The organism is Saccharopolyspora montiporae, from assembly GCF_015209505.1.
In the GTDB taxonomy this organism is placed as follows: Bacteria; Actinomycetota; Actinomycetes; order Mycobacteriales; family Pseudonocardiaceae; genus Saccharopolyspora; species Saccharopolyspora montiporae.
In genome coordinates this window covers 107,969-133,519 of record NZ_JADEYC010000018.1, presented here as the reverse complement: position 1 = coordinate 133,519, position 25,551 = coordinate 107,969, and the positions used below count along the sequence as shown (strand labels likewise).

At 71.8% G+C, this 25,551-nt stretch carries 22 protein-coding genes; 9 read left to right on the top strand and 13 right to left on the bottom strand.

Going from position 1 to position 25,551, the window contains the following annotated elements:
• Positions 1–45: 45 nt before the first annotated feature.
• From IQ251_RS11550 to IQ251_RS11535, 4 genes are all read left to right on the top strand, one after another.
• Positions 46–879: a hypothetical protein gene (locus IQ251_RS11550; RefSeq protein ID WP_193928510.1), complete on the top strand. Its 834-nt coding sequence runs from the start codon at positions 46–48 to the stop codon at positions 877–879.
• Between the two features lie 136 nt (positions 880–1,015).
• Complete coding sequence (locus tag IQ251_RS11545; protein ID WP_193928509.1) at positions 1,016–1,846, top strand: hypothetical protein; 831 nt, start codon at positions 1,016–1,018, stop codon at positions 1,844–1,846.
• A 490-nt stretch (positions 1,847–2,336) separates the two neighbouring features.
• Entirely contained in the window at positions 2,337–3,782 is a 1,446-nt protein-coding gene (locus tag IQ251_RS11540) for a serine/threonine-protein kinase (RefSeq protein WP_193928508.1), read from the top strand.
• 209 nt (positions 3,783–3,991) lie between these two features.
• Complete coding sequence (locus IQ251_RS11535; RefSeq protein ID WP_193928507.1) at positions 3,992–5,536, top strand: serine/threonine-protein kinase; 1,545 nt, start codon at positions 3,992–3,994, stop codon at positions 5,534–5,536.
• Here IQ251_RS11535 and IQ251_RS11530 read toward each other — a convergent pair whose 3' ends face one another.
• Positions 5,537–6,469 carry a LysR family transcriptional regulator gene (locus IQ251_RS11530; protein WP_370591334.1) on the bottom strand — a complete coding sequence of 311 codons (933 nt, stop codon included), beginning with the start codon at positions 6,467–6,469 and terminating at the stop codon, positions 5,537–5,539.
• Between the two features lie 112 nt (positions 6,470–6,581).
• Here IQ251_RS11530 and IQ251_RS11525 point away from each other — a divergent pair, with 112 nt between their 5' ends.
• The gene (locus IQ251_RS11525) at positions 6,582–7,553 is read left to right on the top strand and encodes a DMT family transporter (protein ID WP_193928506.1); all 972 of its coding nucleotides are present in this window, start codon (positions 6,582–6,584) and stop codon (positions 7,551–7,553) included.
• A gap of 12 nt (positions 7,554–7,565) precedes the next feature.
• Here the strand turns inward: IQ251_RS11525 and IQ251_RS11520 are convergent, their stop codons facing one another.
• Complete coding sequence (locus IQ251_RS11520) at positions 7,566–8,273, bottom strand: response regulator (RefSeq protein WP_370591333.1); 708 nt, start codon at positions 8,271–8,273, stop codon at positions 7,566–7,568.
• 25 nt (positions 8,274–8,298) lie between these two features.
• Positions 8,299–9,576 carry an ATP-binding protein gene (locus tag IQ251_RS11515; RefSeq protein ID WP_370591332.1) on the bottom strand — a complete coding sequence of 426 codons (1,278 nt, stop codon included), beginning with the start codon at positions 9,574–9,576 and terminating at the stop codon, positions 8,299–8,301.
• A gap of 120 nt (positions 9,577–9,696) precedes the next feature.
• Between IQ251_RS11515 and IQ251_RS11510 the strand changes: the two genes are divergently transcribed.
• Positions 9,697–10,893 (top strand): PspC domain-containing protein, encoded by a 1,197-nt coding sequence (locus tag IQ251_RS11510; RefSeq protein WP_193928505.1) that lies wholly within the window; start codon positions 9,697–9,699, stop codon positions 10,891–10,893.
• Complete coding sequence (locus tag IQ251_RS11505) at positions 10,886–11,080, top strand: hypothetical protein (RefSeq protein ID WP_228046651.1); 195 nt, start codon at positions 10,886–10,888, stop codon at positions 11,078–11,080. The genes IQ251_RS11510 and IQ251_RS11505 overlap by 8 nt, the downstream gene beginning before the upstream one ends.
• Here the strand turns inward: IQ251_RS11505 and IQ251_RS11500 are convergent, their stop codons facing one another.
• The 5 genes from IQ251_RS11500 to guaB form a co-directional block, all read right to left on the bottom strand.
• Complete coding sequence (locus tag IQ251_RS11500) at positions 11,081–11,872, bottom strand: E3 ubiquitin ligase family protein (protein ID WP_193928503.1); 792 nt, start codon at positions 11,870–11,872, stop codon at positions 11,081–11,083.
• A gap of 91 nt (positions 11,873–11,963) precedes the next feature.
• A complete protein-coding gene (gene guaA / locus IQ251_RS11495; RefSeq protein WP_193928502.1) occupies positions 11,964–13,541 on the bottom strand; it encodes a glutamine-hydrolyzing GMP synthase in 1,578 nt (525 codons plus the stop codon).
• Between the two features lie 108 nt (positions 13,542–13,649).
• The gene (locus IQ251_RS11490; protein WP_193928501.1) at positions 13,650–15,377 is read right to left on the bottom strand and encodes a GMC family oxidoreductase N-terminal domain-containing protein; all 1,728 of its coding nucleotides are present in this window, start codon (positions 15,375–15,377) and stop codon (positions 13,650–13,652) included.
• 79 nt (positions 15,378–15,456) lie between these two features.
• Positions 15,457–16,587 (bottom strand): GuaB3 family IMP dehydrogenase-related protein, encoded by a 1,131-nt coding sequence (locus IQ251_RS11485; protein WP_193928622.1) that lies wholly within the window; start codon positions 16,585–16,587, stop codon positions 15,457–15,459.
• Between the two features lie 93 nt (positions 16,588–16,680).
• Positions 16,681–18,192 (bottom strand): IMP dehydrogenase, encoded by a 1,512-nt coding sequence (gene guaB / locus IQ251_RS11480; protein ID WP_193928500.1) that lies wholly within the window; start codon positions 18,190–18,192, stop codon positions 16,681–16,683.
• A gap of 276 nt (positions 18,193–18,468) precedes the next feature.
• Here guaB and IQ251_RS11475 point away from each other — a divergent pair, with 276 nt between their 5' ends.
• The gene (locus tag IQ251_RS11475; RefSeq protein ID WP_193928621.1) at positions 18,469–18,840 is read left to right on the top strand and encodes a DUF5319 domain-containing protein; all 372 of its coding nucleotides are present in this window, start codon (positions 18,469–18,471) and stop codon (positions 18,838–18,840) included.
• A gap of 87 nt (positions 18,841–18,927) precedes the next feature.
• On the opposite strand, the gene IQ251_RS11470 is transcribed toward IQ251_RS11475, so the two are convergent.
• From IQ251_RS11470 to IQ251_RS11455, 4 genes are all read right to left on the bottom strand, one after another.
• Positions 18,928–20,049, bottom strand: coding sequence for an anti-sigma-D factor RsdA (locus tag IQ251_RS11470; RefSeq protein WP_193928499.1), 1,122 nt, complete (start codon positions 20,047–20,049; stop codon positions 18,928–18,930).
• On the bottom strand, positions 20,050–20,622 hold the full coding sequence (locus IQ251_RS11465; protein WP_193928620.1) for a sigma-70 family RNA polymerase sigma factor: 573 nt from the start codon (positions 20,620–20,622) through the stop codon (positions 20,050–20,052). It lies immediately after the preceding gene.
• 445 nt (positions 20,623–21,067) lie between these two features.
• Positions 21,068–21,664: a response regulator transcription factor gene (locus tag IQ251_RS11460; RefSeq protein WP_193928498.1), complete on the bottom strand. Its 597-nt coding sequence runs from the start codon at positions 21,662–21,664 to the stop codon at positions 21,068–21,070.
• 291 nt (positions 21,665–21,955) lie between these two features.
• Positions 21,956–23,107, bottom strand: a complete 1,152-nt coding sequence (locus IQ251_RS11455) for a MerR family transcriptional regulator (protein WP_193928497.1) — start codon at positions 23,105–23,107, stop codon at positions 21,956–21,958.
• Positions 23,108–23,318: 211 nt separating this feature from the next.
• Between IQ251_RS11455 and IQ251_RS11450 the strand changes: the two genes are divergently transcribed.
• Positions 23,319–23,624, top strand: a complete 306-nt coding sequence (locus IQ251_RS11450; protein ID WP_193928619.1) for a WhiB family transcriptional regulator — start codon at positions 23,319–23,321, stop codon at positions 23,622–23,624.
• Between the two features lie 213 nt (positions 23,625–23,837).
• On the opposite strand, the gene groL is transcribed toward IQ251_RS11450, so the two are convergent.
• The gene (gene groL, locus IQ251_RS11445; RefSeq protein ID WP_193928496.1) at positions 23,838–25,457 is read right to left on the bottom strand and encodes a chaperonin GroEL; all 1,620 of its coding nucleotides are present in this window, start codon (positions 25,455–25,457) and stop codon (positions 23,838–23,840) included.
• Between the last annotated feature and the right edge of the window lie 94 nt (positions 25,458–25,551).

Below are 25,551 nucleotides of genomic sequence, written 5' to 3'. Positions count from 1 at the left end.
GCGAACCGTCGTGGAACCTTGCCGAACAGCGGAAGAGCGAGACCGATGCACAGCGGCACAGAGCCGGATGAGCGCGCACCGCAGGACCCGCCCGGACACCCCGGTCACCGGCGGCGGATCGTCGCGGGAGACCCGCACAGCAGTGCGTGCGCCCCGCAACCGGATCCGCTCACCGACACCTTCCCGGCGGGCGGGCTGCACAAGTTCGACCTCGGCATGGTCCCCGCTTCGGTGACGCCGCCCCGGACCTGGCGGCACGCGGCCTGGTTCGCGATCACCACCTCGGCGGCGGCGCTGGGCGGGCTGGTGCTGGCCGGCTCGCTGCTGGTGAACTCGCCGGTCCGGCTGGACGGGCAGCAGCTGCCCAGCATGCCGCGCGGCCGGGACTACCCGCCGGTTCCGCAGCCGCTGCTCCCGCCGTCGCAGGACCACGGCGCCGAATCCGCGCCCCCGCAACACCTGTTCAGCGCGGTGCGGCCCACCGCGCCGCCGGTCGACGAGACGCAGCAGGCACCGCTGAGCACCGGGTCCGCACCGCAACCGACCCCGCCTCCCGAGGCCGCGGCCCCCGCACCCGCGGAGCCCCCCGCACCCGCAGCGGAGCCCCCCGCACCCGCGGAGCCACCCGCGGGCTTCCCCGAACAACCCGCGCTGTTCGACGACCCGGCCCCGGCGCTGTCCGCCGAGGAGCAGCACCGCCCGCTGTTCAGCGGAGAGCTGCCCGCCCTATCCATCCCGTCCCCGCAGGCGCCGTTCGCCGAATGCGCGGGGACAGGCGGGGTGCAGGTGCCCGGGTCCGACCTGCCCGCTGCCGGCGGAACCGCGCCGGACGCCGGCATTCCCGATCCCGAAGCGCTGCGGCGCTGCTTCGCGGACTGAACCGCGCCCGTTCTCGCGGTGCTGCTCCATCCGGGCAACGCGCACGGCCCTTTCCGGTGAACCCGGGCGCTGAGGGCTCCCGGTGCCCCCGGTGCGGGCGGTACCGGTATTCCGGGCACACACGCGCGGGAGACGGATGTTGCGGGATTTACCGGACCAGGACGGCGGGAGCGCTCCGCCGGGGATCTCCGGCACCAGTGCCGGAGATCCCGGGCGGGCGCAGCGACCGACCGCTACGCGCGACGCCGCGCACGCGCATCCGAGCGGCGCGCTGTCCGCCTCCGTGGCGCACCGGCTGCTCGCAGGCACCCGGGCCACCGCCGAAGAGCGGTTCCCGCGGCGGCACCGGGTGCTGTTCGCCGGCACCGCCGCGGTGTTCGCCCTGGTGAGCTGCATGGCGCTGGGTTCGGTCACCGGCGGTGGGCCGGATCCGGCGCCACGGGTGACCGCCGCACCGATCAGCGGATCCGCGGCGCTGCTGCCGGACGTGGTCGCGGAGCGGGAGTGGCCGTTCACCGGAGACCGCCCGCCCGGACCCGTGCGGGCCGCCGAGCCCGGTTCCGCCAGCCCCGGCCTGTCCGCCGCGCGGATCATGCCGTTCGAAGGTCCGCCGCCGGAGCCCCCGGACGCCGTGAACCCGGCGGCCGGCAGCGATGCCTCCGCGGTGCGGGTCGCCGAGGAGTTCTGCCGCCGGCTGGCCGAGTCTCCGCACACCGCACCCGAGCTGCTCACGCCCGGGCTGCGCGGCGGGGACGCCGGCGCACTGGTGCGCGCCTGGTCCGCGGTGGACGAGGTCCGGCACCGGGTGCGAGGTGAGCCGGAGCACCGGGCGACGGTGCGACTGGAGGCGGTCTACCCGGACGGTCGGCGGGTGGCGCTGCACCAGCTGCTCACCGTCGAACCGGGCAGCCATCCGCGGATCCGGGAGGCGGTCCTGCTCAACGGACGGCACACCCCCCTTCCGTGATCCACATCACTGTCCTGCACCATCGGGATCGGACAACGATGCGGCAACGACGAGTGGCCCCGGCCACTCGGACCGGGCCGTCGCTGACCGCCCGCCGCAGTCGTGCGGACGATTCCGCAGCGCATCCGGCCGGTGCCGCGATGTGGCGGGCAATTCCGAAAGAAGGGACACCACCTGCGGAAACGGATGTGAGACGCCCCTCGGTGACGGTTCGCGCGGGCATCATCGCGTAGCGTCGAATCCGGTTGCACGGATCTTTTCGACTTCGGGCCTACGCCGATGCCGCGTCGGCTAGGCTTCCGTATCGCGCCTCGGTGCGCCTTGCCCGGTTTCCATCCGGAAGGGGCAACGCGAGGCGCTGGAGCAAGGTGTACATGTCGGGGGCCGCAAACGGCCCGCCAAATCCGCGGATGATCCGCGGGCGCCGCCGACCCGGACCACGGGACGTCGAGCCGTTCGCGGGCATCGATAGCAGTACGGGGAGACGTCGGTGAGCGACGAAGGTCGCCTGGTCGCCGGACGCTACCGAGTGCAGCGACGCATCGGCAGTGGCGCGATGGGCGTGGTGTGGGAGTGCATTGACGAACGCCTGCACCGCACGGTCGCGGTCAAGCAGTTGTTGCTGCAGCCCGGATTGGATCCGGGTGAGGCCGAGGAAGCGCGGCAGCGGGCAATGCGGGAGGGCCGGATCGCGGCCCGCCTCCAGCACCCGAACGCCATCTCGGTCTACGACGTGGCAGAGGACGAGGGCCAACCCGTCCTGGTGATGGAGTACCTGCCCTCGACGAGCCTGTCGTCGATGATGTCGGAGCACGGTCCGCTGCCGCCGCGCGAAGTCGCCCGGATCGGTACGCAAGCGGCCGCCGCGCTGGGCGCAGCGCACTCCGCGGGAGTGGTGCACCGGGACATCAAGCCGGGCAACATCCTGCTCGGCGACGACGGCACGGTGAAGATCACCGACTTCGGGATCTCCCGCGCGCAGGGCGACGTCCAGGTCACCAAGACCGGGATGCTGGCCGGTACGCCCGCGTACCTGTCGCCGGACGTGGCGATGGGCCAGGAGCCGACCGGTGCTTCGGACGTGTTCTCCCTCGGGGCGACGCTCTACGCCGCCATCGAGGGGCGCCCGCCGTTCGGGCTCAACGAGAACACGCTGGCGCTGCTGCACGCGGTGGCCGCGGGGCGCATCGATCCGCCGCAGCAGGCCGGGCCGATGGGCGAGCCGTTGATGGCGATGATGAATGCGCGCGTCGCGGACCGCCCGGACATGGCGCAGGTGCGCGAGATGCTGCAGGCGGTCGCCGACGGCAACCAGGTCACCTCGGTGCCCACCACCGCGGCACCGATCGCGCCCGCGCTGATGCCCGAGGGCGCCACGCGCAGCCAACCGGACATGGCGCCGACCGGCGTCCTCTCCCAGGACGGCACGTCCTACTACGAGGAGGACCCGTACTCCGAGCAGCCCTACGAGGACGCGACCTCGTACATGGGCTCGGACGACCGCAGCGACGCGGCGCTGGACGAGCGTCCCCGCAAGAGCAAGCGACCGGTCGTGCTGTCGGTGCTGGGCCTGGTCGCGGTGGCCGTGGCCGCCGTGCTGGTGACCACGGCGCTGATGTCCGGCCCGGACGGACCGGAGAACGCGGGCAACAACCAGCCGACCGGCGAGAACCAGCCCGCGGTGCCGCCTCCGGAGACCACGTCGTCGACCACCGAGCAGCAGACCACCGAGCAGCAGGTGCCGACGACCACGTACGAGGAGCCGACGACCACCACCGAACAGCCGACGACGACCACGCAGGAACCGACGTCGACGACGCAGCAGGAGCCGACGTCGACGACCGAGGAGCAGACGACGACCTCGGAGGCCGAGCAGCCCACGACCACCACGGACGCGGGAGCCACCGACACCGGCGCTGCGGAGAGCGGGTCGTAATCGGGCGGTTCCGGGCAGTTCGGACACCAGGGCCGGGGCGGGCACCGCAGCGTGCGCGCCCCGGCCCGACGTGTTCGGCAGGCAGCACCGCCCCGGGGTTCGGGGCGGTTCGGCACGCCCAGTAACGTTGCACTCCGTCGAGTGAAAGCTGGCCACGGGGGTCCGGTCAGTACTGTCCAGATAGGCACAGCCAGTACCAGGAGACACCGGTGAGCGCCGAAGGTCGTTTGATCGCGGACCGGTACCGCTTGCAGCAACAGATCGGCAGCGGCGCCATGGGAGTGGTGTGGCGCGCCGTCGACGAGCGCCTGCACCGGACCGTCGCCGTCAAGCAGTTGCTGCTGCAACCCGGCTACACCCCCGAGGAGACCGAAGAGGCCCGCCAGCGGACCCTCCGCGAAGGGCGCATCGCCGCCCGGCTCCAGCACCAGAACGCGATCGTCGTATTCGACACGGCCGAGGACGAGGGCCATCCGGTCCTGGTGATGGAGTACCTGCCCTCGAAGAGCCTGGCCTCGGTGATCAGCGAGCAGGGCCTGCTCAACCCGATGCAGGTCGCGCAGATCGGCGTGCAGGTGGCGGGTGCGCTGGCCACCGCGCACATGGCCGGGATCGTGCACCGCGACCTCAAGCCGGGCAACATCCTGCTCGGCGACGACGGCACCGCCAAGATCACCGACTTCGGGATCTCCCGGGCCATCGGGGACGTCGCGGTCACCAAGAGCGGCATCCTGGCCGGGACACCCGCCTACCTGGCCCCGGAGGTCGCGCTCGGCCGCGACCCAGCCCCGGCCTCGGACGTGTTCTCGCTGGGTTCGACGCTGTACGCGGCGATCGAGGGCGAACCCCCGTTCGGCGTGGACGACAACGCGATCAGCCTGCTGCACCGGGTGGCCCGCGGCGAGGTGGAGCAGCCCCGCCAGGCCGGGCCGATGGCCCCGGCGCTGATGCAGATGCTGCGCGCCGACCCGGTGGAACGCCCGACCATGGCGCAGACGCGCGATCTGCTGCAGGCGGTCGTAGACGGCAGGCCCATCCCGACCGCGAGCCCGAACGCGCGCTGGCAGTACCCGGCCGCGGCGCAGCAGCCGCAGCAGCAGGCGACCCGGGTGGGCGGCCCCGCGGCGACCCCGCCGCCCCACGCCGGCCCACCCACCCGCGTCGGCACCGGCTCCGCGGCGAGCGGTTCCCGGGGCAGCAGCCGCGGCAAGCACATCCTGCTGTGGGCGCTGGCGATCATCGCCGCGGTGCTGGTGGGCGTGCTCGCGGCCAACGCGTTCGGGCAGGACACCTCGCAGAGCCAGCAGAGTCCGCCGCCCGCCCAGCAGCAGGAGCGGCCTGCACCGCCTCCGGCGACCACCGCACCCGCGACGACGAGCTCGGCGGCGACCTCCTCGGCGGCACCCACGACCAGTTCGGCGCCGCCGACCAGCTCCGCGACCCCGGCCCAGCCTTCCGAGCAGGACCTGGTCGCGGTGGTCCAGCAGTATTACCAGCTGGTACCCGGGGATACCGATGACGCGTGGCAGCTGCTCGGACCGGACCTGCAGGCGCAGGGCGAAGACAGCTACGAGCAGTTCTGGGACAGCGTCGACGACGTGCAGATCGTCGACGGCCCGGCGGCCTCCGGCGGCAACGTCGTGGTCACCCTGCAGTTCACCAAGGACGGCCAGCAGAGCAACGAGCGGCACGTGCTGGGCATGGTCGTCGACGAATCCGGTCAGCCGCTGATCAACACCGACCAGATCGGCTGATCACGGCTCCGCTCCCGCCGACTGCGGGGCTACCGGCCCTGGGGCGGCAGCCCCGGTCAGCGCGGCCAGCAGCTGCTCGGTGGCCGGACGGTCGGCCACGGTTTCCCGGACCGCGGCGAAGATCCGCCGCACCGGCTCGATCGAACCGAGCGGCCGCACCACGACGTCCGGGTGCACGGCCTCCAGCCCCAGCTGCGGCACCAGCGCGACGCCGAGCCCGGCGGCGACGAACCCCTGCGCGCTGTGGCTGCCGTCGACCTCCAGCACCGCGCGCGGGCTGATCCCCGCGCAGGCATAGGCGTCCTGCAGCGCCTCGGCGCACGGCCCGGCGGTCGTGGGCACGCTGCTGATCCAGGACTCGGCGGCCAGTTCCGCCAGTTCCACCCGCTGCTGCCCGGCCATGCCGTGCCCTCCGGGCAGCACGATCCGGTACGGGTCGTCGACCAGGTGCACCATCTGGACGCCCTTGGGCTGCGGCACATCGCGCCCGGCGACGATGACGGCGACATCGCACTCCCCGGCGGATACGGCCTCCAGCAGTCCGTCCTCCTGCATGCGCAGGTCCAGCTGCACGTCCGGGTGCCCGGTCCGGAACGCGGCGACCGCGGGCGGGATGAGCCCGACGCTGGCGGTGTGGAAGAACCGCACGCGCAGCAGCCCGGTGCGCCCGGCCCGGATGTCGGCGAGTTCCGCTTCGATCCCGCCGAGCAGTTCGGCCAGCGCGCCCGCGCGTTCGGCCAGCAGCGCGCCCGCCGGGGTCGGGCGCAGGCCGCGGCCGACCTTCTCCAGCAACCGGGTGCCCGCCTCGCGTTCCAGCACGCCGATCTGCTGGCTGATCGCCGAGGGCGTGTACCCGAGCGCCGCCGCGGCACCGCTGACCGAGCCGTTGGCGACCACGGCCCGGAGGACCTGCATCCGTCGTACGTCCAGCACAGCTCAGACAATACAGCTTTGCTTCATGGTTCGTGCAGAACAATTCGCTTGTCCTTATCCGAGAGGGCATCGCACATTCGGAGGCGACACCGGCGCGACCCCGGGAGAGGACATGAACAACCCGGCGAACTACCTCCGGCTCGGCGCGCTCGCCCTGCTGTGGGGATCGAGCTTCCTGCTCATCAAGATCGGCCTGCAGGCGATGGATCCCGCGCAGGTGGCCTTCACCCGCATCGTGCTCGGCGCGCTCGCGCTGCTGGCGCTGTGCGCGGTGCGCGGCCTGCGCCTGGGTACCGGATGGGCGCTGTGGCGCGACATCTCGGTCGCGGCGCTGTTCGCCAGCGCGCTGCCCTGGCTGCTGTTCGGCTTCGCCGAGCAAGACGTCGATTCCGGACTCGCCGGGGCGCTCAACGCGAGCACTCCGCTGTGGACAGTCCTGTTCGGCGTGCTGTTCGCCCGGGAGACCGCGCACCCCTCCCGAATGAGCGGTCTGCTCATCGGGTTCGGCGGCGTGCTGCTGATCTTCGCACCCTGGCAGAGCTCGGGGCTGCTGGAGCCGGGCGTGCTCGCCTGCCTGGCCGCCGCGGCCAGCTACGGGATCGGCTACGTCTACATCGGACGCCGACTCACCGGCCGGTACGCGCTGGCTCCGCAGGCGATGGCCGGGATGCAGCTGGTCGCGGCGTCCGGGATCGCCGCGCTGGCGCTGCCGGTGGGCGGACCGCACCCCGTCGCACTCGATCCGGTCCCGCTGCTGGCCGTGGGCGTGCTCGGCGTGTTCGGCACCGGTGCCGCGTTCGCACTCAACTACCGGATCATCGCCGAGGAAGGCCCGACCACGGCCTCCACCGTCACGTACCTGATGCCGATCGTCTCGGTGCTGCTCGGCGGGCTCGTGCTCGGCGAGGAGTTCGGTGCCCGGGTCGTGCTCGGCGTGCTGGTGGTGCTGCTCGGCGTCGGGCTCACCCGCCGCAGCGCACCGCGGGCGGCGAGCGAGCGGACTCCGGCGGCCCCGGCCGAGGAGCCCGGGCCGGTGATGCGGGCGATGGGCCGCTACGCGCAGCTCGCCGACCCGATGAAGTGACCCGCCCGCACCTCAGACCAGCCTGCGATCCGAGGCCCAGCGGGACAGTTCATAGCGGTTGGACAGCTGGGTCTTGCGCAGCACGCTGGACACGTGCGTCTCCACGGTCTTGACCGAGATGAACAGCTCCCCGGCGATCTCCTTGTAGGCATAACCGCGGGCCAGCAGGCGGAGCACATCGCGTTCCCGCGGGGTGAGCAGGTCGAGCTCGGGATCGCCCACCGGCGCCGAACCCGGCCGGTCGGAGAACGCGTCGAGCACGAAACCCGCCAGCCGCGGGGAGAACACCGCATCCCCGGCCGAGACCCGGCGGATCGCGCCGGCCAGCTCGCGGCCGGAGATCGTCTTGGTGACGTAACCGCGCGCACCGCCCCGGATCACCGCGATGACGTCCTCGGCCGCATCGGAGACGGACAGCGCCAGGAACACCACCGCGGTGTCCTGCGCGCGGACCCGCCGCAGCACTTCGGCACCACCGCCGTCCGGCATGTGCACGTCCAGCAGCACCACTTCCGGCCGGAGGTGGGCGATCCCGGCCACCGCCTCACCCACCGAACCCGCCTCGCCGACCACCTCGACCTCGTCCGGCGCCGCGGCCAGCTCGGCGCGCACGCCGCTGCGGAACAGCGCGTGGTCGTCCACCAGGTACACCCGCACCGGCGCACCCTCCACCGCGGCGCCGCCGGTCACCGCGCCTTCCGTCACCGAATCCTCCGTCACCGCGAACCTCCACCTCTCCTGCTGCTCATCCGCCCGTACCGCCGGACGGCGCCGTCCGCGGTACCTGCATCTGCACCTCGGTCCCCTCGCCCGGCGCGGTGCGCACCCGCACGGTGCCGCCGTGCCGCTCCACCCGGCCGCGGATCGAGTCGGCCAGCCCGTGCCGGTCCGCGGGAACCTGGTCCGGATCGAACCCGGTGCCGCGGTCTCGGACGTAGATCGACACGCGCTCGGGTTCGACCTCCGCGTACACGCTCACCTCGGCGACCCCGGCGTGCTTGGCCGCGTTGACCACCGCTTCCCGCGTGGCGGCCAGCTGCGCGGCGAGCGGATCGCCCATCGCGCAGTCCCCCACCACGACCTGTCCGACCCCGATCGCGAAATCGTCCTCGACCTCGCCGCACACCCTCGCCAGCTCCGTGGACAGCGAGCTGCGCTCGCCTGCCCCCGCGGAACCCCCGTACCCGCCGGGGCCGTACAGCCAGGTCCGCAGCTCGCGCTCCTGACTGCGGGCGAGCCTGCGCACCTCGCGCCCGGACGAGTCCGCCTGCTTCTGGATCAGCGCCAGCGTCTGCAGCACCGAATCGTGCAGGTGCGCTGCGATCTCGGCGCGCTCCTGGGAGCGGATCCGGCTGGCCCGCTCCACGTGCAGGTCGCGCACCATGCGCTGCCACCAGGGCACGGTCAGCACGGCCGCCCCGATCAGCGCCGCCGCTACCGCGAGCAGCACGATGCGCACATCGGCCAGCGGGACGCTGGCACCGAGGAACATCACCAGGCCGGCCACGACGAGCAGCGATCCGGCCCCGATCCGGATGGTGGCGGCCCGGCCGCCGGCACCGCTGAGCGCGCCGGCCACACCGGACCGCGCGCCCTGCCGCCAGCGGCGCCGCTGCGCGTCATCGGCCTCCCGCCACACCAGGACCGCACCGAGCAGGGCCACCAGCAGCGGACCGCTGAACCACGCGGGCAGCGACACCAGATGCGCCAAGCCGACGACCACGCCGGCGGCCAGCAGGATCAGCCCGACGCCCTGCCTGCGCTCCCGCCCGGACACCGGTGGCGCGTCGCCCGGGTGCTGCGGGACGAACATCCAGAACAGCGCGTACGCGGCGATGCCGAATCCGCCGAAGGCCGCCAGCAGTGTGAAACCGACGCGCACCGCCAGCACCGGCAGACCCAGGTGCGCGGCGATCCCGGCGGCGACCCCGCCGACCAGCCGCCCCTCGCGCAACCGCCACAGCCGGGCCGGCGCATCGGCCGCCGGGCCGCGGACCTGGTCACCTGCGTTCTGGGCTGTCACACAACCGATGGTCACACGGTTCCGCGCGGGTAGGCATCGGGGGAACGCGGGCGACGAGTGCGGGCACGGTCAGGGGCAACCCTGATGCCGGGCGCCGCGTCCGGGCGCGATAGTCGGGCCATGAGCGAGCACGCGGGCGGCCTGGCCCGCTTCGAGGCGACGCTGCGCGATTTCTGGGCGACCCGGCCGGTGCGCCCGCGCAGCGGGGGGAAGCTGGCCGGTGTCTCAGCCGGGATCGGCAACCGGTACGGCATCGACCCGATCCTGGTGCGGGTCGGGTTCGCGCTGCTGACGTTCTACGGCGGTTCGGGACTGGTGCTCTACCTGCTGGGCTGGCTGCTGCTGCCCAAGGAAGTCGACCGGGGCGATTCCCCGGCCCGGGAGTCCACCCCGGCTCCGGTGGCCGCAGTGCTGGTGCTGCTCCTGATGCCGGTGATGATCTTCTGGGTCCAGTCGTTCGCCGGGCTGGTCGGACTGCTGGCCGGGTTCGGCGCGCTCTACCTGCTGCACCGGCACTACGCCGACCGCGGGAGCGCGGCGCTCGGGTCGCCCGGAACGGGCACCGCGGCACCGGCCGATACCGCGAACACGTGGGTCTACCCGGGCAGCACCGAACAGCGCCACCCGCCGGAGTGGGATCCGCTGGGCGCGGCGCAGTTCGCGTGGGACTTGCCGGAACCGCCCGCGCAGGAACCCGAACCGGAACCGGAACCGCCCGCGCGGCGGTGGATCGGCTTCGGCACCCTGCTGCTCGCGGTCGCCGCCGCGGGACTGGCCCTGCTGGCCGGGTACGGCCCCGCTGCCACCTGCGCGGCCGCGCTGGCCGTGGTCGGGGCGGGCATGATCACCGGGTCGTTCCTGGGCTCCGGCCGCGGGCTGATCGGCGTGGCGATCCCGCTCGGCGCGGTCGCCCTGCTGCTGTCCGCGCTCGGCCCGCTGCACGTCGACCCGTCCGCCGAGACCCGGCACATCCGGCCGAGCAGCACCGCGGAGCTGGAACCGTCCTACGAATCGGCCGCGGGCGGTGTCGAGCTGGACCTGACCGACCTGCCCGCCGACGAGGGGCGACAGGCCCGGACGAAGGTGTCCTCGGGTGCGGGTGACGTGGTGGTGCGGGTCCCCGACGACGCCGAGGTGACCGCCAGCTGCAGCACCCGGGTGGGCAGCGTGGACTGCCTGGGCCGGGTCGGCGCCTCGGGTGGACCCGGCAGCACCACGCGCACGGCGCAGGACCCCGGCGAGGACGGATCGGACGGCGCGCGGATCGCGGTGGAACTGAGCGCCGACGTGGGCGATGTGGAGGTGCGGCGTGACTGAGCGCAGCGGCGGAACCGGTTCGTCCCCGGACGTGCCGACGTTGGTGGTCGGGGTGTTCGCGCTCGTCGTGGCGGCCGCGGTGGCGTTCGGCTGGGCGAGCGACCTGCAGTGGGTGCTGGCGGCAGCGGCGGTCGCGGTGGGTGTGCTGATGCTGGTCAGCTCGACCCGCGGGCGCTCGAAGCGCTGATCAGGCCAGGAAACCCAGACCGATCAGCACCAGCCCGGCGAGCGCGGAGCCCAGCACCGCGTAGGACAGCGTGCGGTGCCGCTTGCGGCGGCCTTCCCGGACCTCCTGCTCGGAGCGGGTGGAGACGATGAAGTGCCCGCCGCCGAGCGGCCTGCTGATCATCAGCGTCCCCGCCCGGTCATTCGCCTCGCCGAGCACGTAGAGCCTGCGGCCCTGCGGCACGATCCATTCCTGGTACGAGTACCCGGTGGTGCCATCGTGGCCGCCGAAAGCGTTCGGCAGTTGGACGCCGAACATCGTCGGGCCACCGCTCGGCCCGTGCGGTTCGAACTGATCGATCACCTTCTGCGGTTCGTCGACCGCGGAACCGCCCGGATCGAGGCCGATCAGCTGCCCGTGGTCGTCGCGCACCCCGAAGCTCTCCCACGAGTTGGTCTCGGCGAGGGTTTCGGTGCGCCGGCGCACGTTCCGCGAACCGTTGGACGAGCGCGTCACCTGCTCGTAGTGCCGCATGACCACGAAGCGGTACCAGACGCAGGGGCTGCCGCTGAGCTCGGACTGCAACGGCCCTTCCGGCCGCGCCTCGGCGGTGCCCACGACCTCGCACGTATGCCGGAATTCGCCCGCGGGCACGACTTCCCGGGACGCCGACCGGCGGACTTCGAGATCGGACACGGGCAGCGTCTGCGTACCGATCATGGCGTGCAGCTCGCTGCGCGCGTGGCGCATCGAGCCGAACGCGACGATCGCGACCAGCAGGAACACGGCACCGAAGATGAAGAAGACAATCATGAACGAGGGGCCTTCCGACGTGGGGTCCGCCGGAAACCCTAATTCCCGCCGGACGGCTCCCGTGCCCAGATCGCGGCGAACGGCTCCGACGTCACTCCCACTCGATGGTGCCCGGCGGCTTGGACGTCACGTCCAGCGTCACCCGGTTCACCTCGGAGACCTCGTTGGTGATCCGGGTGGAGATCCGCTCCAGCACGTCGTAGGGCAGCCGGGTCCAGTCCGCGGTCATCGCATCCTCGCTGGACACCGGGCGCAGCACGACCGGGTGGCCGTAGGTGCGGCCGTCGCCCTGCACGCCCACCGAGCGCACGTCGGCCAGCAGCACCACGGGGCACTGCCAGATCTCGCGGTCCAGCCCGGCGGCGCCCAGTTCCTCGCGGGCGATCGCATCCGCCGCGCGCAGCGTCTCCAGCCGGTCCGCGGTCACCGCGCCGATGATCCGGATGGCCAGGCCGGGACCGGGGAACGGCTGGCGGTACACGATCGTCTCCGGCAGCCCGAGCTCCAGTCCGACGCGGCGCACCTCGTCCTTGAACAGCGCGCGCAGCGGCTCCACCAGGCTGAATTGCAGATCGTCCGGCAGGCCGCCGACGTTGTGGTGGCTCTTGATGTTCGCGGCACCGGAACCGCCACCGGATTCCACGACGTCCGGGTAGAGCGTGCCCTGGACCAGGAAGTCCACATCGCCGTCGCCGCGGTTCACCAGGTCCCGAGCGGTGCGCTCGAAGGTCCGGATGAACTCCCGGCCGATGATCTTGCGCTTCTCCTCCGGATCGGCGACGCCTTCCAGCGCGCCGACGAACTGCTCGGTCGCGTCCACCGTCACCAGGTTGACGCCGGTGGCGGCGACGAAATCGCGCTCGACCTGCGCGCGTTCCCCCGCGCGCAGCAACCCGTGGTCGACGAAGACGCAGGTCAGCTGGTCCCCGATCGCCCGCTGCACCAATGCGGCGGCCACCGCGGAATCCACCCCGCCGGACAGCGCACAGATGGCCCGCCGGTCGCCGACCCGGTCCCGGATCGCCTGCACGGTCTCGTCCACGATGGACGAGGTGGTCCACCGCGGGCGGACCCCGGCGATCTCGTGCAGGAAGCGGCGCAGCACCTCCTGGCCGTGCGGCGAGTGCGCGACCTCCGGGTGGTACTGCACACCGGCCAGCCGCCGGTCCACGTCCTCGTACGCGGCGACCGGGGTGTCCGCGGTCCCGGCGGTGACGGCGAAGCCTTCGGGCGCCTTACTCACCGAGTCCCCGTGGCTCATCCACACCGGGTGATGGCCGGGCAGCTCGTTGTGCAACCTGCCCCCGTCCCCGGACACGGTCAGGTCGGTGCGCCCGTACTCGCGGGTCCCGGTGTGTTCGACGGTTCCGCCCAGCGCGGAGGTCATCGCCTGGAACCCGTAGCAGATCCCGAACACCGGCACCCCGGAGCGGAACAGCTCCGGATCGACCTGCGGGGCGCCGTCCGCGTAGACGCTGGACGGACCGCCGGAGAGCACGATGGCCGCGGGGTCCCGGGCGACGATCTCGGACACCGGCGTGTCGAACGGGACGACCTCGGAGTAGACCTGCGCCTCGCGCACCCGCCGCGCGATCAGCTGCGCGTACTGGGCGCCGTAGTCGATGACGAGGACTGGCCCCTGATCACGGCTTTCAGCGGAACCGGACACTTCGAACGAGACCTCCCTGGAGAACCGGTGCTGACACCATCATCCCAGGTAACCCCCAGCACAGCCGCCCGGCCCCCGCGACCGGGGACCGGGTCGCGCGGCGCGTGGTCAGACCAGCGGGAGCTGCAGCGCCGCCGGAGCTTCCGGCGGCACGGCCGGCGCCTTCGGCGGCACCGGCGCCACCCGCCGGTAGCCGTCCTGCTGGGCCGGGCGCGGATCGGTCTCGCCCTTGTTCGGCCAGGCCGCGAAGGCGCGCTCCGCTTGGGCGGTGATGGTCAGCGACGGGTTGACGCCGAGGTTGGCGCTGATCGCCGACCCGTCCACGACCGACAGCGTCGGGTGGCCGAACGCCCGGTGGTACGGGTCGATCACCCCGTGCTCGGCGTCCGCGGCGATCGGGCACCCACCGATGAAGTGCGCGGTCATCGGGATGTCGAACAGCTCGCCCCAGGTCCCGCCGGCCAGCCCGTCGATCTTCTCGGCCACCCGGTCGTTGGCCTCCTCGCCTGCCGGGATGAACGTCGGGTTCGGCGCCCCGTGGCCCTGCTGCGAGGTCAGCAGCCGCTTGCCGAACACCCGCTTGATCCGCGTGCTCAGCGAGTTGTCCAGGCTCTGCATCACCAGCAGGATCACGGTCCGCTCACTCCAGTTGCGCACCCAGAACATCCGCACGGACAGGACCGGGTGGCGCAGCAGGAACTTCACCCACTGCCGCCAGCGCGGGGTGGACGAGCTGCCCTTCGTGGGCAGCGTCTGCAGCAGGCCCATCGCGTTCGCACCGCGGGTGTAGCGCACGGGTTCGATGTGCGTGTCCTCGTCCGGGTGGAACGAGGAGGTGATCGCCACCCCGGTGGAGAAGTCCCGATCCGGATCGGTCGAGCTCATCTGCGCGCCGATGATGGCCTCGGAGTTGGTGCGGGTGAGCCTGCCGAGCTTGGTCGAGAGCCGGGGCAGCTCCCCGCGGTCCCGGCAGCGGTGCAGCAGGTTCTGCGTGCCCCAGGTCCCGGCCGCGACGACCACCTGGTCGGCGGTGAACACCCGCGGGTCGCGCACCGTCTTCCCACCGGTTCGCTTGGTGCCGATGCGCCAGCGGCCGTCCCGGCCCTCGTGCATCCGGGTCACCGTGGTCAGCGGGAAGACCTCGGCCCCGTTCGCCTCCGCGAGGTAGAGGTAGTTCTTGACCAGCGTGTTCTTCGCCCCGACCCGGCAGCCGGTCATACACGCCCCGCACTCGGTGCATCCGGTGCGCTGCGGTCCGGCCCCGCCGAAGTAGGGGTCGCCGGTGGTCTGCCCGCGTTCGCCGAAGTACACGCCGACCGGGGTGTGGTGGTAGCTCCCATCCACCCCCATCTCGGTGGCGACTTCCTTCATGATCCGGTCGGACGGGGTCTCGGTGGGGTTGGTGACCACGCCGAGCATCTTGGTGGCCTGGTCGTAGTGCGGGGCGAGCTCGGTCTCCCAGTCGGTGATGTCCGCCCACTGCGGGTCTTCGTAGAACGCGCGCAGCGGCCGGTAGAGCGTGTTCGCGTAGTTCAGCGAACCGCCGCCGACGCCGGCCCCGGCCAGGATCAGGCAGTTGCGCAGCAGGTGGATCCGCTGGATCCCGTAGCAGCCGAGCTGCGGGGCCCAGAGGAACTTGCGCAGGTCCCAGGAGGTCTTCGGCAACTCGTCGTCGGCGAATCGGCGGCCGGCCTCCAGCACGGCGACCCGGTAACCCTTCTCGGTGAGCCGCAACGCCGCGACGCTGCCGCCGAATCCGGACCCGATCACGACCACGTCGAAGTCGCGCTGGTCGAAGTCTTGCTTGTTGCGCTGCGCACCGTTGCTCACCGACATGCGGCTCAGGCTAAACGAAACTACTCGTCAGTAGCTAGATCTTGACAACTCGTCAACAAGCCCGCAGCGGCGCCGGGGATCAGCTGCGCAGCATCAGACCGACCTTCTGGAACTCCTTGAGGTCGCGGTAGCCGGTCTTGGCCATCGCGCGGCGCAGCCCGCCGAACAGGTTGAGCGTCCCGTACGCGTCGCTGCTCGGGCCGTAGAGCACCGTCTCCAGGTCGGCCCCGGACCCGGCGAACCCGGCGATCTCGCTGCGCGGCAGGTTCGGGTGCGCGGCCGCGGACGTCCAGTAGTAGCCCTGTCCCGGCGCCTCGGCCGCTTCGGTCAGCGCCTCGCCGAGCATCACCGCGTCGGCTCCGCACCCGATCGCCTTGGCGATGTCCCCGGAGTAGGACAGCGAGCCGTCCGCGATGACGTGCACGTACCGGCCGCCGGTCTCGTCGAGGTAGTCCCGGCGCGCGGCGGCCGCGTCGGCGATCGCCGTGGCCATCGGCACCCCGATGCCCAGCACCTGGGTCGTGGTCGCCGCGCGCGACTGGCCGAAACCGACGACCACACCGGCCGCACCGGTGCGCATCAGGTGCATCGCGGTGCGGTAGTCGCCGACACCGCCGGCCACCACCGGCACGTCCAGGTCCCCGATGAAGCGCTTGAGGTTGAGCGGCTCACCATCCCGGGCCACGTGCTCGGCCGAGATGATCGTGCCCTGCACGACCAGCACCTCGACCCCGGCCGCCAGCAGATCGGGGGTGAGCTCCTCGGCGCGCTGCGGGCTGACCCGCGCCGCCACGGTCACCCCGGAGTCCTTGATCTGCTGCAGCGCGGCGGAGACCAGGTCCAACCGGACCGGTGCCGCGTGCAGCTCCTGCAGCTTGCGGATCGCGGCCGCGGGATCTCCCTGCTCCTCCGCGGCCCGCACCACGTCGAACAGCTTGTCCTCGACGTTCTCGTGCCGCGCCCACAGGCCTTCGGCGTTGAGCACGCCCAGCCCGCCGAGCTCGCCGACCTGCACCGCGGTGGCCGGGGAAACCGTGGCATCCGTGGGATGGGTGACCAGCGGGATATCGAACCGGTACGCATCGATCTGCCAGGACAGCGACACGTCCTGGGACGAGCGGGTGCGCCGGGACGGCACGATCTCCACGTCGTCCAAGTCGTAGCCACGCATGGCCGTCCGGCCCATGCCGATCTCAACCTGATCCCGCACGGTCATCCCTTCTCCGCGGCAGCGTCTTCCGCCGGCAGCATTCTCCTTGGTGCATCCGGGTGAACACCCGCGGGGGCGCCGCAGGTGCGGAGATCACCGCGCGTTGTAATTCGGCGCCTCGGCGGTCATCGTGATGTCGTGCGGGTGGCTCTCCTTGAGCCCGGCAGCGGTGATGCGCACCAGGTTCGCGTTCTGCAGCTGCTCGATGGTGTGCGCCCCGGTGTAACCCATGCCGGAGCGGAGCCCGCCGACCAGCTGATCGACCACCTGCTGCAGCGGGCCGCGGAACGGGACCCGGCCCTCGATGCCCTCCGGTACCAGCTTGTCCTCGGAGAGCACGTCGTCCTGGAAGTAGCGGTCCTTGGAGTACGACTTGCCCTGGCCGCGGGACTGCATCGCGCCCAGCGATCCCATGCCGCGGTAGACCTTGAACTGCTTGCCGTTGACCAGCACCAGCTCGCCGGGCGCCTCCGCGGTCCCGGCCAGCAGGCTGCCCAGCATCACGCTGCTGGCGCCGGACGCGATCGCCTTCGGGATGTCCCCGGAGAATTGGATGCCACCATCGGCGATCAGCGGCACACCGGCCGAGCGGCACGCCTGGCTCGTCTCGTAGATCGCGCTGATCTGCGGCACGCCCACCCCGGCCACGACCCGGGTGGTGCAGATCGAGCCCGGTCCGACCCCGACCTTCACCCCGTCGGCACCGGCGTCGATGAGCCCCTGCGCACCGTTGCGGGTGGCGACGTTCCCGCCGATCACGTCGACCGAGTTGCCCAGCTCCTTCTTCAGCGTGGCCACGGTGTCGATCACCGAACGGGAGTGCCCGTGCGCGGTGTCCACGATGAGCACGTCCACCCCGGCGTCGACCAGGGCCATCGCGCGCTCGTGCGAGTCGGTGCCCACGCCCACGGCGGCACCGGAGAGCAACCGGCCGTCCGGGTCCTTGGTGGCATCCGGGTACTGCTCGGTCTTGACGAAGTCCTTGACCGTGATCAGCCCGCGCAGCTTGTCCGCGCCGTCCACGATGGGCAGTTTCTCGATCTTGTTCCGGCGCAGCAGGCCGAGCGCGGCGTCGGCGGTCACCCCGACCTGCGCGGTCACCAGCGGAGCCGGCGTCATCACCTCGCGGACGCGCTTGGTGTAGTCCACCTCGAACCGCATGTCCCGGTTGGTGATGATGCCGACGAGCGTCCCGTCCGGATCGGCGACCGGGACACCGGAGATGCGGAACCGCGCGCACAGCGCGTCGACCTCGGCCAGGGTGTCCTCCGGCGAGCAGGTCACCGGGTCGGTCACCATCCCCGCCTCGGAGCGCTTGACCACTTCGACCTGGGCGGCCTGCTCCTCCACGGACAGGTTGCGCTGCAGGATGCCCACCCCGCCCTGCCGGGCCATGGCGATGGCCATCCGCGCCTCGGTGACGGTGTCCATCGCCGCGGACAGCAGCGGAACCCGCAGCCGGATGTTGCGCGACAGCTGGGTCGAGGTGTCGACGCCGCTCGGGATGACGTCCGACTCGTCCGGGAGCAGGAGCACGTCATCGAAGGTGAGACCCAGGGTCGCGAACTTCGAGGGGAATCCGGGAGCGGTGAGTTCGCTGCTCATGCGAGGGATGCGCCTTCCTTCACGCGATGGACCACAACCCGAGGGGTGTGCGGGCGGGTGGGCTGCCGGGACGTCGGTCGCGGGCTGCGGCGCGGTCGCGGCATCGGGGATTCCCCCATGATAGAGACCGCTGGTCAGTGACCTTCAGGCCCGGCATCGAGCATGGTCCGGAACCACCTCCGCAGCGCGTCCGCGCCCGGCGCGGCGCGACCCCGCACCCGACGGGCCGACCGCTCGGACGCGGCCGGTACCGTTCGGGCCGTGCCGCACGATCCGATGCCACCAGACCCGTTCGCGGGTGACCCGGATGATCCGAGCATGGCACTCGGTGATCAAGACACCGAGCACGGACCACCACTCGGGGACGAGGAACGGGCCGAACTGCTCGCAGACCTCACCGATCTGGCCGTGTACCAAGCACTGCTGGAACCCCGGGGCGTCCGCGGGATCGTCGTCGACTGCGCCGACTGCGGTGAGTCGCACTTCCACGACTGGGAGTTGCTGCGCGCCAGCCTCGGCCAGCTGCTGCACGACGGGCGGATGCGCCCGCACGAACCCGCCTACGACCCGAACCCCGGTTCGTACGTGACCTGGGAATACTGCCGCGGCTACGCGGACGGGGTCACCGAGAACGAGAGCACCCGCTGATCCCGGGCTGACCCGGATCACCGGTATCCGACGACGAAACAGCCCGCGGGGACATTCCGCGGGCTGTTTCGCGTTCGACCGGTCGGCCTAGCGGTGCTCCCCGCTGGAGGGGAACAGCTCGGAGTCCAGGCCTTCCGACGGGTGCTCCTGCGAGCTCCCGCTGGTCTCACTGGGCGAGGTGGTCGACTCGCTGGTCTCGCTGGACGTGGGCGGCGCCGTGGAGCTGTCGGTCGGCTCGGTGGGCCGCGGCGGCTCGGTGGGCGCCGGTTCCTGGGTACCGGTCGGCGGGACCACCTCGGTCTCCGAGGTCGTTTCCGAGGTCGTCTCCTGTTCCTGGCCCGACTGCCCCATCCGCGCGGTCAGCGAGGAGTGCGCAGCGCGCAGTTCGCGCAGGCCGTGGTCCTGGTCGACGTCCTGGATCTCCTGCTGAGCCGAACGCAGCGCCGCCTCCGCGGAGGACCGGTCGCCGTCGACGAGCGCGCCCTCGGCGTTGTCCAGCTCCTCGCGGGCGACCGTGGCGGCCTGCACCGCGCGGGTGTGGTCCGAGTACAGGACCTGGGCGACGCCCCAGAGCATGTCGCCGGGCTGCGCGTCCCGAGCCGCGAGACCGAACCCGGTCCCGGTGATCATCAGGACGGCCGCGGCCGAGGCGACGGGCACCAGGTGCCAGCGCTTGAGGTGCTTGCGGCGCGGCCGGCGCGCCTGGGCGATCGTGGCCGCCGCGGTATCGATGTCGACGAGATCCTCGATCGGTGCCGCATCGACGTCCTGCCGCCACGCCACCAGCAGCTCGTCCACGCTGGGGCCGGTGCCCGGCGCCTCGGGGAGCACCGGGTTCGGGCCGCCGAGCGCGTCGAGCAGCTCGTCGTCGGCCTGCAGCGCGGCGAGGTCCACCGGATCCTCGACGTCGTCGAGATCGACGTCGTCGAGATCGTCCTCGTCCGCCGGGTCGCCCTCGCCGCCGGAATCCCGCTCATCTCCGGAGTGCCGGAAAGGGAGCACCGCCGCGTCGTCGTCACCGGACGTGCTGGGTCGCGTGGGTTCGGACTCCGTGGAGCCGGATTCCCGGTCGTTGTCGCTCAGTTCCGTTCCCTCGTCCGCGGACACCGGCTCCCGCTCGTCCGCGCCGCTGGAACGGTCATCCTGCTGGCCGGACCCGCCCGGGTCGTGTCCTGAAGGTTCTCCCTCCGGCCCTTTCCGCTCAGCCATTCAGACCACCTCCTCCGCGGACAGCGTCTTTCGCAACCGGGCGAGCGCGCGGTGTTGCGCGACCCGCACCGCACCCGGTGTCGAACCAACCGCTTCGGCGGTCTCCTCAGCGGACAACCCCACTACCACCCGCAGCAGCAGAATCTCCCGCTGCTTGGCGGGCAGCACCCGAAGCAGTTGCGCCATCCTGCCCGAAAGCTCACCCTGCATCGCCCGCTGTTCCGGACCGGCCTCGCCCTCCGGGGCTTCCGGGAGGTCGGCGACCGGCTCCGATCGGTTGCGGGCCAATGCACGATGCGCATCAGCCACCTTGTGCGCGGCGATGCCGTACACGAACGCCAGGAACGGCCGACCCTGGTCCTTGTAAGTGGGCAGCGCGGTGAGCACCGCGAGGCACACTTCCTGGGCCACGTCGTCCGCGGAAGCGAACGAACGCTCGCTTCGGCCGACCCTGGCGCGGCAGTACCGCACCACCAAGGGACGGATTTCGGCCAGCAAGCGCTCGATCGACTGGCGATCGCCGTCGACGGCGGCACTTACAAGAGCGTCCAGCCCGTCCCCCACATTGGTCATCGCAGACAGCAGCCCTGGTGTTACGCGTTCAAGCGATTCGGATTTGCCCGGCGAACTCCGCGTGCCTCGCACGCCGCGCCGCCGTCACCGTACCGGGGAATGTCCGGACGTTGGACGGGGAGTGGGGCGGCCGAGCGTCGGGAGTCACGTGTTCATCAGTACCAGATGTGGCGGACGAGGCGGTCGGCCAAGGGCACGGCGCTGTTGATGAACAACGGCCGGACAGCGAGACGATCTTCACAGGGCGGCGGGCGGCGCCGCGGGCCCGCCATTCGGCGACGGCCGCGGCGGCGCGGGGAATGACCCGGTTCGCCCGATGCGCACGGGGGTGGATGTGGTTGGCGCCACATCCACCCCCGTAACGAACTCCGGGGAACCGCAACGTCCCTCGCCGAGCACCGGCCGGCCCTGGATCGCATGCCGGTGAGCTAACTCACGGGCGAGGTCAGGCGACCAACCCGCGGCGGAATCCGTGCGCCACGGCCTGCGCCCGGTCCCGCACCCCCAGCTTGCGGAACAGCCGCCGGGCGTGCGTCTTCACGGTGTCCTCGGGCAGGTAGAGCTCGCGGCCGATCTGGCCGTTGCTCTTGCCCTGGCTCATCCCGCGCAGCACCTGCAGCTCCCGTTCGGTGAGCTGCACCCCCGGATCGGAGGGCTGGCGCGGCGCCGGCACCGACGTGCTGGCGAGGGTGTGCGCCAGGGCGGCGACCAGTTCCGGCCGGGACGCGTCCCACCGGAGGTAGCCCCGCGCACCGCCGGCGATGGCCGCGGCGATGCTGGCCGCGTCATCCGGGGCGCCGAACACGATCACGTTCGCTTGCGGGTGCGCCGACACGAGCCGGCGAGTTGCCTCGACACCGTTGGGCACCGCGCGCTGGGTGCCGACGAGCACCACGTCCGCGGATTGCCGGGAGAAGCGGGCGAGCAACTCATCGCCGTGTGCGACGCAATCGATCCGGCTCACTCCGGGGACAGCCGACATCACACGAGTGAGCCCTTCCCGGACGCTCCGTCGGTCATCGCAGATCAGGACCGTCGTCACGGGAACTCCTTCCTGCAGGCGAGTGACGTTCCACCTCCCCTATCGGAAGCAGGGGCCCAAACCTTGACACGATCCGGTGCTTAATCCGTCCAGTTTTCCGGGACGGGTGCCCGCGCCGTCGGCGTCACTGGAACGGAGCACACCGGACCCGGCTCACCGACCCGGTAGGGATCAAGGCGCATACCTGCGAAATTCACCCGATCGCACGCTGTAACGGCGAACCCGGATCCCGTTCGGCCGAACGCCGCGCGGGCCGAAAACTCGCAATGTGACTTACGACACAGCACGGGTTCAGCCCAGCACGGCCGAGCTGATCCGGTCGACCGCGGTCTCGAAACCGCCCAGGAGTTCGACGTGCGGGGGCAGCGCCCCCGCCGACCAACCCCCGCCGCCGAGGAACACCCGCGAGCGCTGCCGGGTCACCGGGATGTCGTCCAAGACCCCCGGGGCCGCGTAGGGCGGCTGCTCCGACCAGAGGACCACCGCAGCCGGCGCCGATCTGCGCACCGCCGCGGCGAGCGCTTCGCGGGGCAGGGCGGCTCCGAACAGCCGGTGCCCCACGCCCGCTGCCGCCAGCGCGGCGGCCAGCGCCACCAGGTCGAGCTCCTGCGGTTCACCCGGCACCGGGGCCAGCACCACCGGGCGCGGATTGATCGGCGGCGGAGCACTGGCGATGACCGAGCGCAGCGCGGTCGCCGAGCATTCCGCCAGCAGCTGCAGCACCTCGGCATCGGCCCCGGTCCGCTGCCTGCGTTCGCTGACCGCGCGCAGCACCGGCTGCAGCATCGACGTCCAGGTGGCGACCACGCCGTCATCGCGCAGGGATTCCAGCAACAACTGCTGCGCCGACCAGGAGTCCAGCGACAGCGCCGCCCTGCCGAGCCCGCGCGCGGCCGGTGCGGCACCGGTGAGCCGGAGCCCGCGTCCGCCGGTACTCGGCGCCGAGACGTCGATCTCCTCGCCCTCGGCTTCCAAGACCCCGGACATCATCAGCGGGGCCTCGCGCTCCTCGCCGGACACCTCAACCGCGCCCCCGGCGCCGGAGGACCCGGCGGCGGCCCCCTCCGCACCCGAGGACCCGGCGACCTCCCGGGCCGCGTGGCTGTGCGCGTAGCGGGCGGCTTCAGCGGGCGAGGCGCCGCGCAGCAGTGCGCGCTGCATCTGTTCCAGGCGCGCGATGTCGGCCGGTCCGTACCGGCGGTGTTTCCCGCTCGCGTGGTCGGTGGGGCCGAGTCCGTACCGGCGGTCCCAGGTGCGCAGCGTCGCGGGTGCGACCCCCAGCCGTCGGGCCACCGCAGCGACGGTCAACCGGGGCTCGTCGTCCCGCTGCTGCGGGTGCTCGTCCGAACCGCTCGCGGGTTCGCCGGTCGGCTCACCGGGATCGAAGGAGTTCCCGGGAACGTCTCCCCCGAGCTGTTCCGGCCGCGCTGTCACGCCGGACATGTTCCGGATCTGCGCGCCCGGAGGCAAGCCACCCCGTCATGCGAGCGCATGTCGTCGATCTTCGACACGTCGGATCACCCCAATGATGAACAAGTTATGGCGCGATAAGGGTTGAACAAGCTTTGGCGCGGTTTTACGGTTGGATCATGCGAGGTCGCGGCAGCCCGCCGCGGCCGGGGAGGGGTTCCACCGGTAGGAGGTGGTCATCGCAATGGCGGACACTCGACGTCTTCCAGGGCCGAACGCCGATATCTGGGATTGGCAGATACGGGGCTCCTGTCGAGGTATGGACAGCGCCTACTTCTTCCACCCGGACGGCGAACGCGGGCCGGCCCGGGCGCGACGGGAAGCCAAGGCGAAAGAGGTGTGCCAGCACTGCCCGGTGCTGACGCAGTGCCGCAATCACGCGCTGAAGGTGCAGGAGCCGTACGGCATCTGGGGCGGATTGTCCGAATCGGAGCGCGAAGTCATCATCAAGGCGCGCAAGCGCCAGAGCCTGACCACTGTGGCCAGCTGACGCGCTCGACGACCGGCACGGCCGGCGGGCACCGGGGTCGAATGGCTACGAGGGGCGTCATTCGCCACCGGGCGTCAGCAGGAAATCGGGGCGGCACCCGCATTGGGTGCCGCCCCGATTTCTGGATTCACGACCGTCGGTCGCGGGTATCCGGTTGTGGTTCGCCCGCGCCGGCCCGCCTGGGCCGGACCGCGGCGAGTCCGGTGCGGACGGTCAGTGACCGTGCCCGTGGCCGTGGCCGGAGTCGTCGTCCTGCTCCTCCTCCGGCTTGTCCACCACGGAGCTCTCCGTGGTGAGCACCATCCGCGCGATGGAGGCCGCGTTGGACACCGCGGAGCGGGTGACCTTGAGCGGGTCCACGATGCCCGGCTTGATCAGGTCGCCGTACTCCTCGGTGGCGGCGTTGTAGCCGTGGCCCCAGTCGAGGTCGCGGACCTTGGACACCACGACGGCGCCCTCCTCGCCCGCGTTGTTGGCGATCCAGTGCAGCGGGGCGGTCAGCGCGCGGCGGACCAGCTGCACACCGGTCGCCTCGTCACCGGTGAGCCCGAGGTCGCCCTCCAGCACCTTGGCCGCGTGGATCAGGCTGGACCCGCCGCCGGGCACGCTGCCCTCCTCGGCCGCGGCCTTGGCCGCCGCCACGGCGTCCTCGATGCGGGACTTGCGCTCCTTGAGCTCGGTCTCGGTGGCGGCACCGACCTTGATCACCGCGACGCCGCCGGCCAGCTTGGCCAAGCGCTCCTGCAGCTTCTCGCGGTCCCAGTCGGAGTCGCTGGCCTCGATCTCCTTGCGGATCTGCTCGGTGCGGGCCTGCACGTCGCTGCTCGCACCCCGGCCGTCGACCAGCGTGGTCGCGTCCTTGGTGACCGTGGCGCGGCGGACACCGCCGAGCACCTCCGGGCCGACCTCGGACAGCTTGAGCCCGACCTCGGGAGCGATGACCTGCGCGCCGGTGACCGCGGCCAGGTCGTCCATGAACGCCGTGCGCCGGTCACCGAAGTACGGTGCCTTGACCGCGACGACCTTCAGCGTCTTGCGCACCGCGTTGACGGCCAGGGTGGACAGCGCCTCGCCCTCGACGTCCTCCGCGATGATCAGCACCGGCTTGCTGTTCTGGGCGATCTTCTCCAGCAGCGGCAGCAGCTCCTGGACGTTGGAGATCTTCTCCTTGTGCAGCAGGACCTGCGCGTCCTCCAGGACGGCCTCCTGACGCTCCGCGTCGGTGACGAAGTGCGGGGAGATAAAGCCCTTGTCGAACTGCACGCCCTCGGTGACGTCGAGCTCGGTGGCCAGCGAGGAGGACTCCTCGATGCTGATCACACCGTCGTCGCCGACCTTCTCCATCGCCTCGCCGACCAGGCCGCCGATGACCTCGTCGCGGGACGAGACGGTGGCGATCTGGGCGATGTTGTCCCGGCCCTGGACCGGGGTGGCCTTCTCCTTGAGCTTCTCCACGACCGCGTCGGCGGCCTGCTGCAGGCCGACGTTGAGCGAGGCCGGGTTCGCACCGGCGGCCAGGTTCCGCAGGCCCTCGCGGACCAGGGACTGCGCCAGCACGGTCGCGGTCGTGGTGCCGTCGCCCGCCACGTCGTTGGTCTTGGTGGCGACGCTCTTGGCGAGCTGGGCACCGAGGTTCTCGAACGGGTCGTCGAGCTCGATCTCCCGGGCGATGGTCACGCCGTCGTTGGTGACCTGCGGTCCGCCGAACTGCTTGTCCAGCACGACGTGCCGGCCACGGGGCCCGAGCGTGACCTTCACGGCGTCGGCGAGCTGGTCGACACCGCTCTCCAGAGCCCGGCGCGACTGCTCGTCGAAGGTGATCTGCTTAGCCATGTTTCAACAGCCCTTCATCACATCCTGATCGGTTCGGGGCAGCGGGCCCCGACATGCGACCGCCCCGGAGGTCCCGCGGCCGGGACCGCCGGGG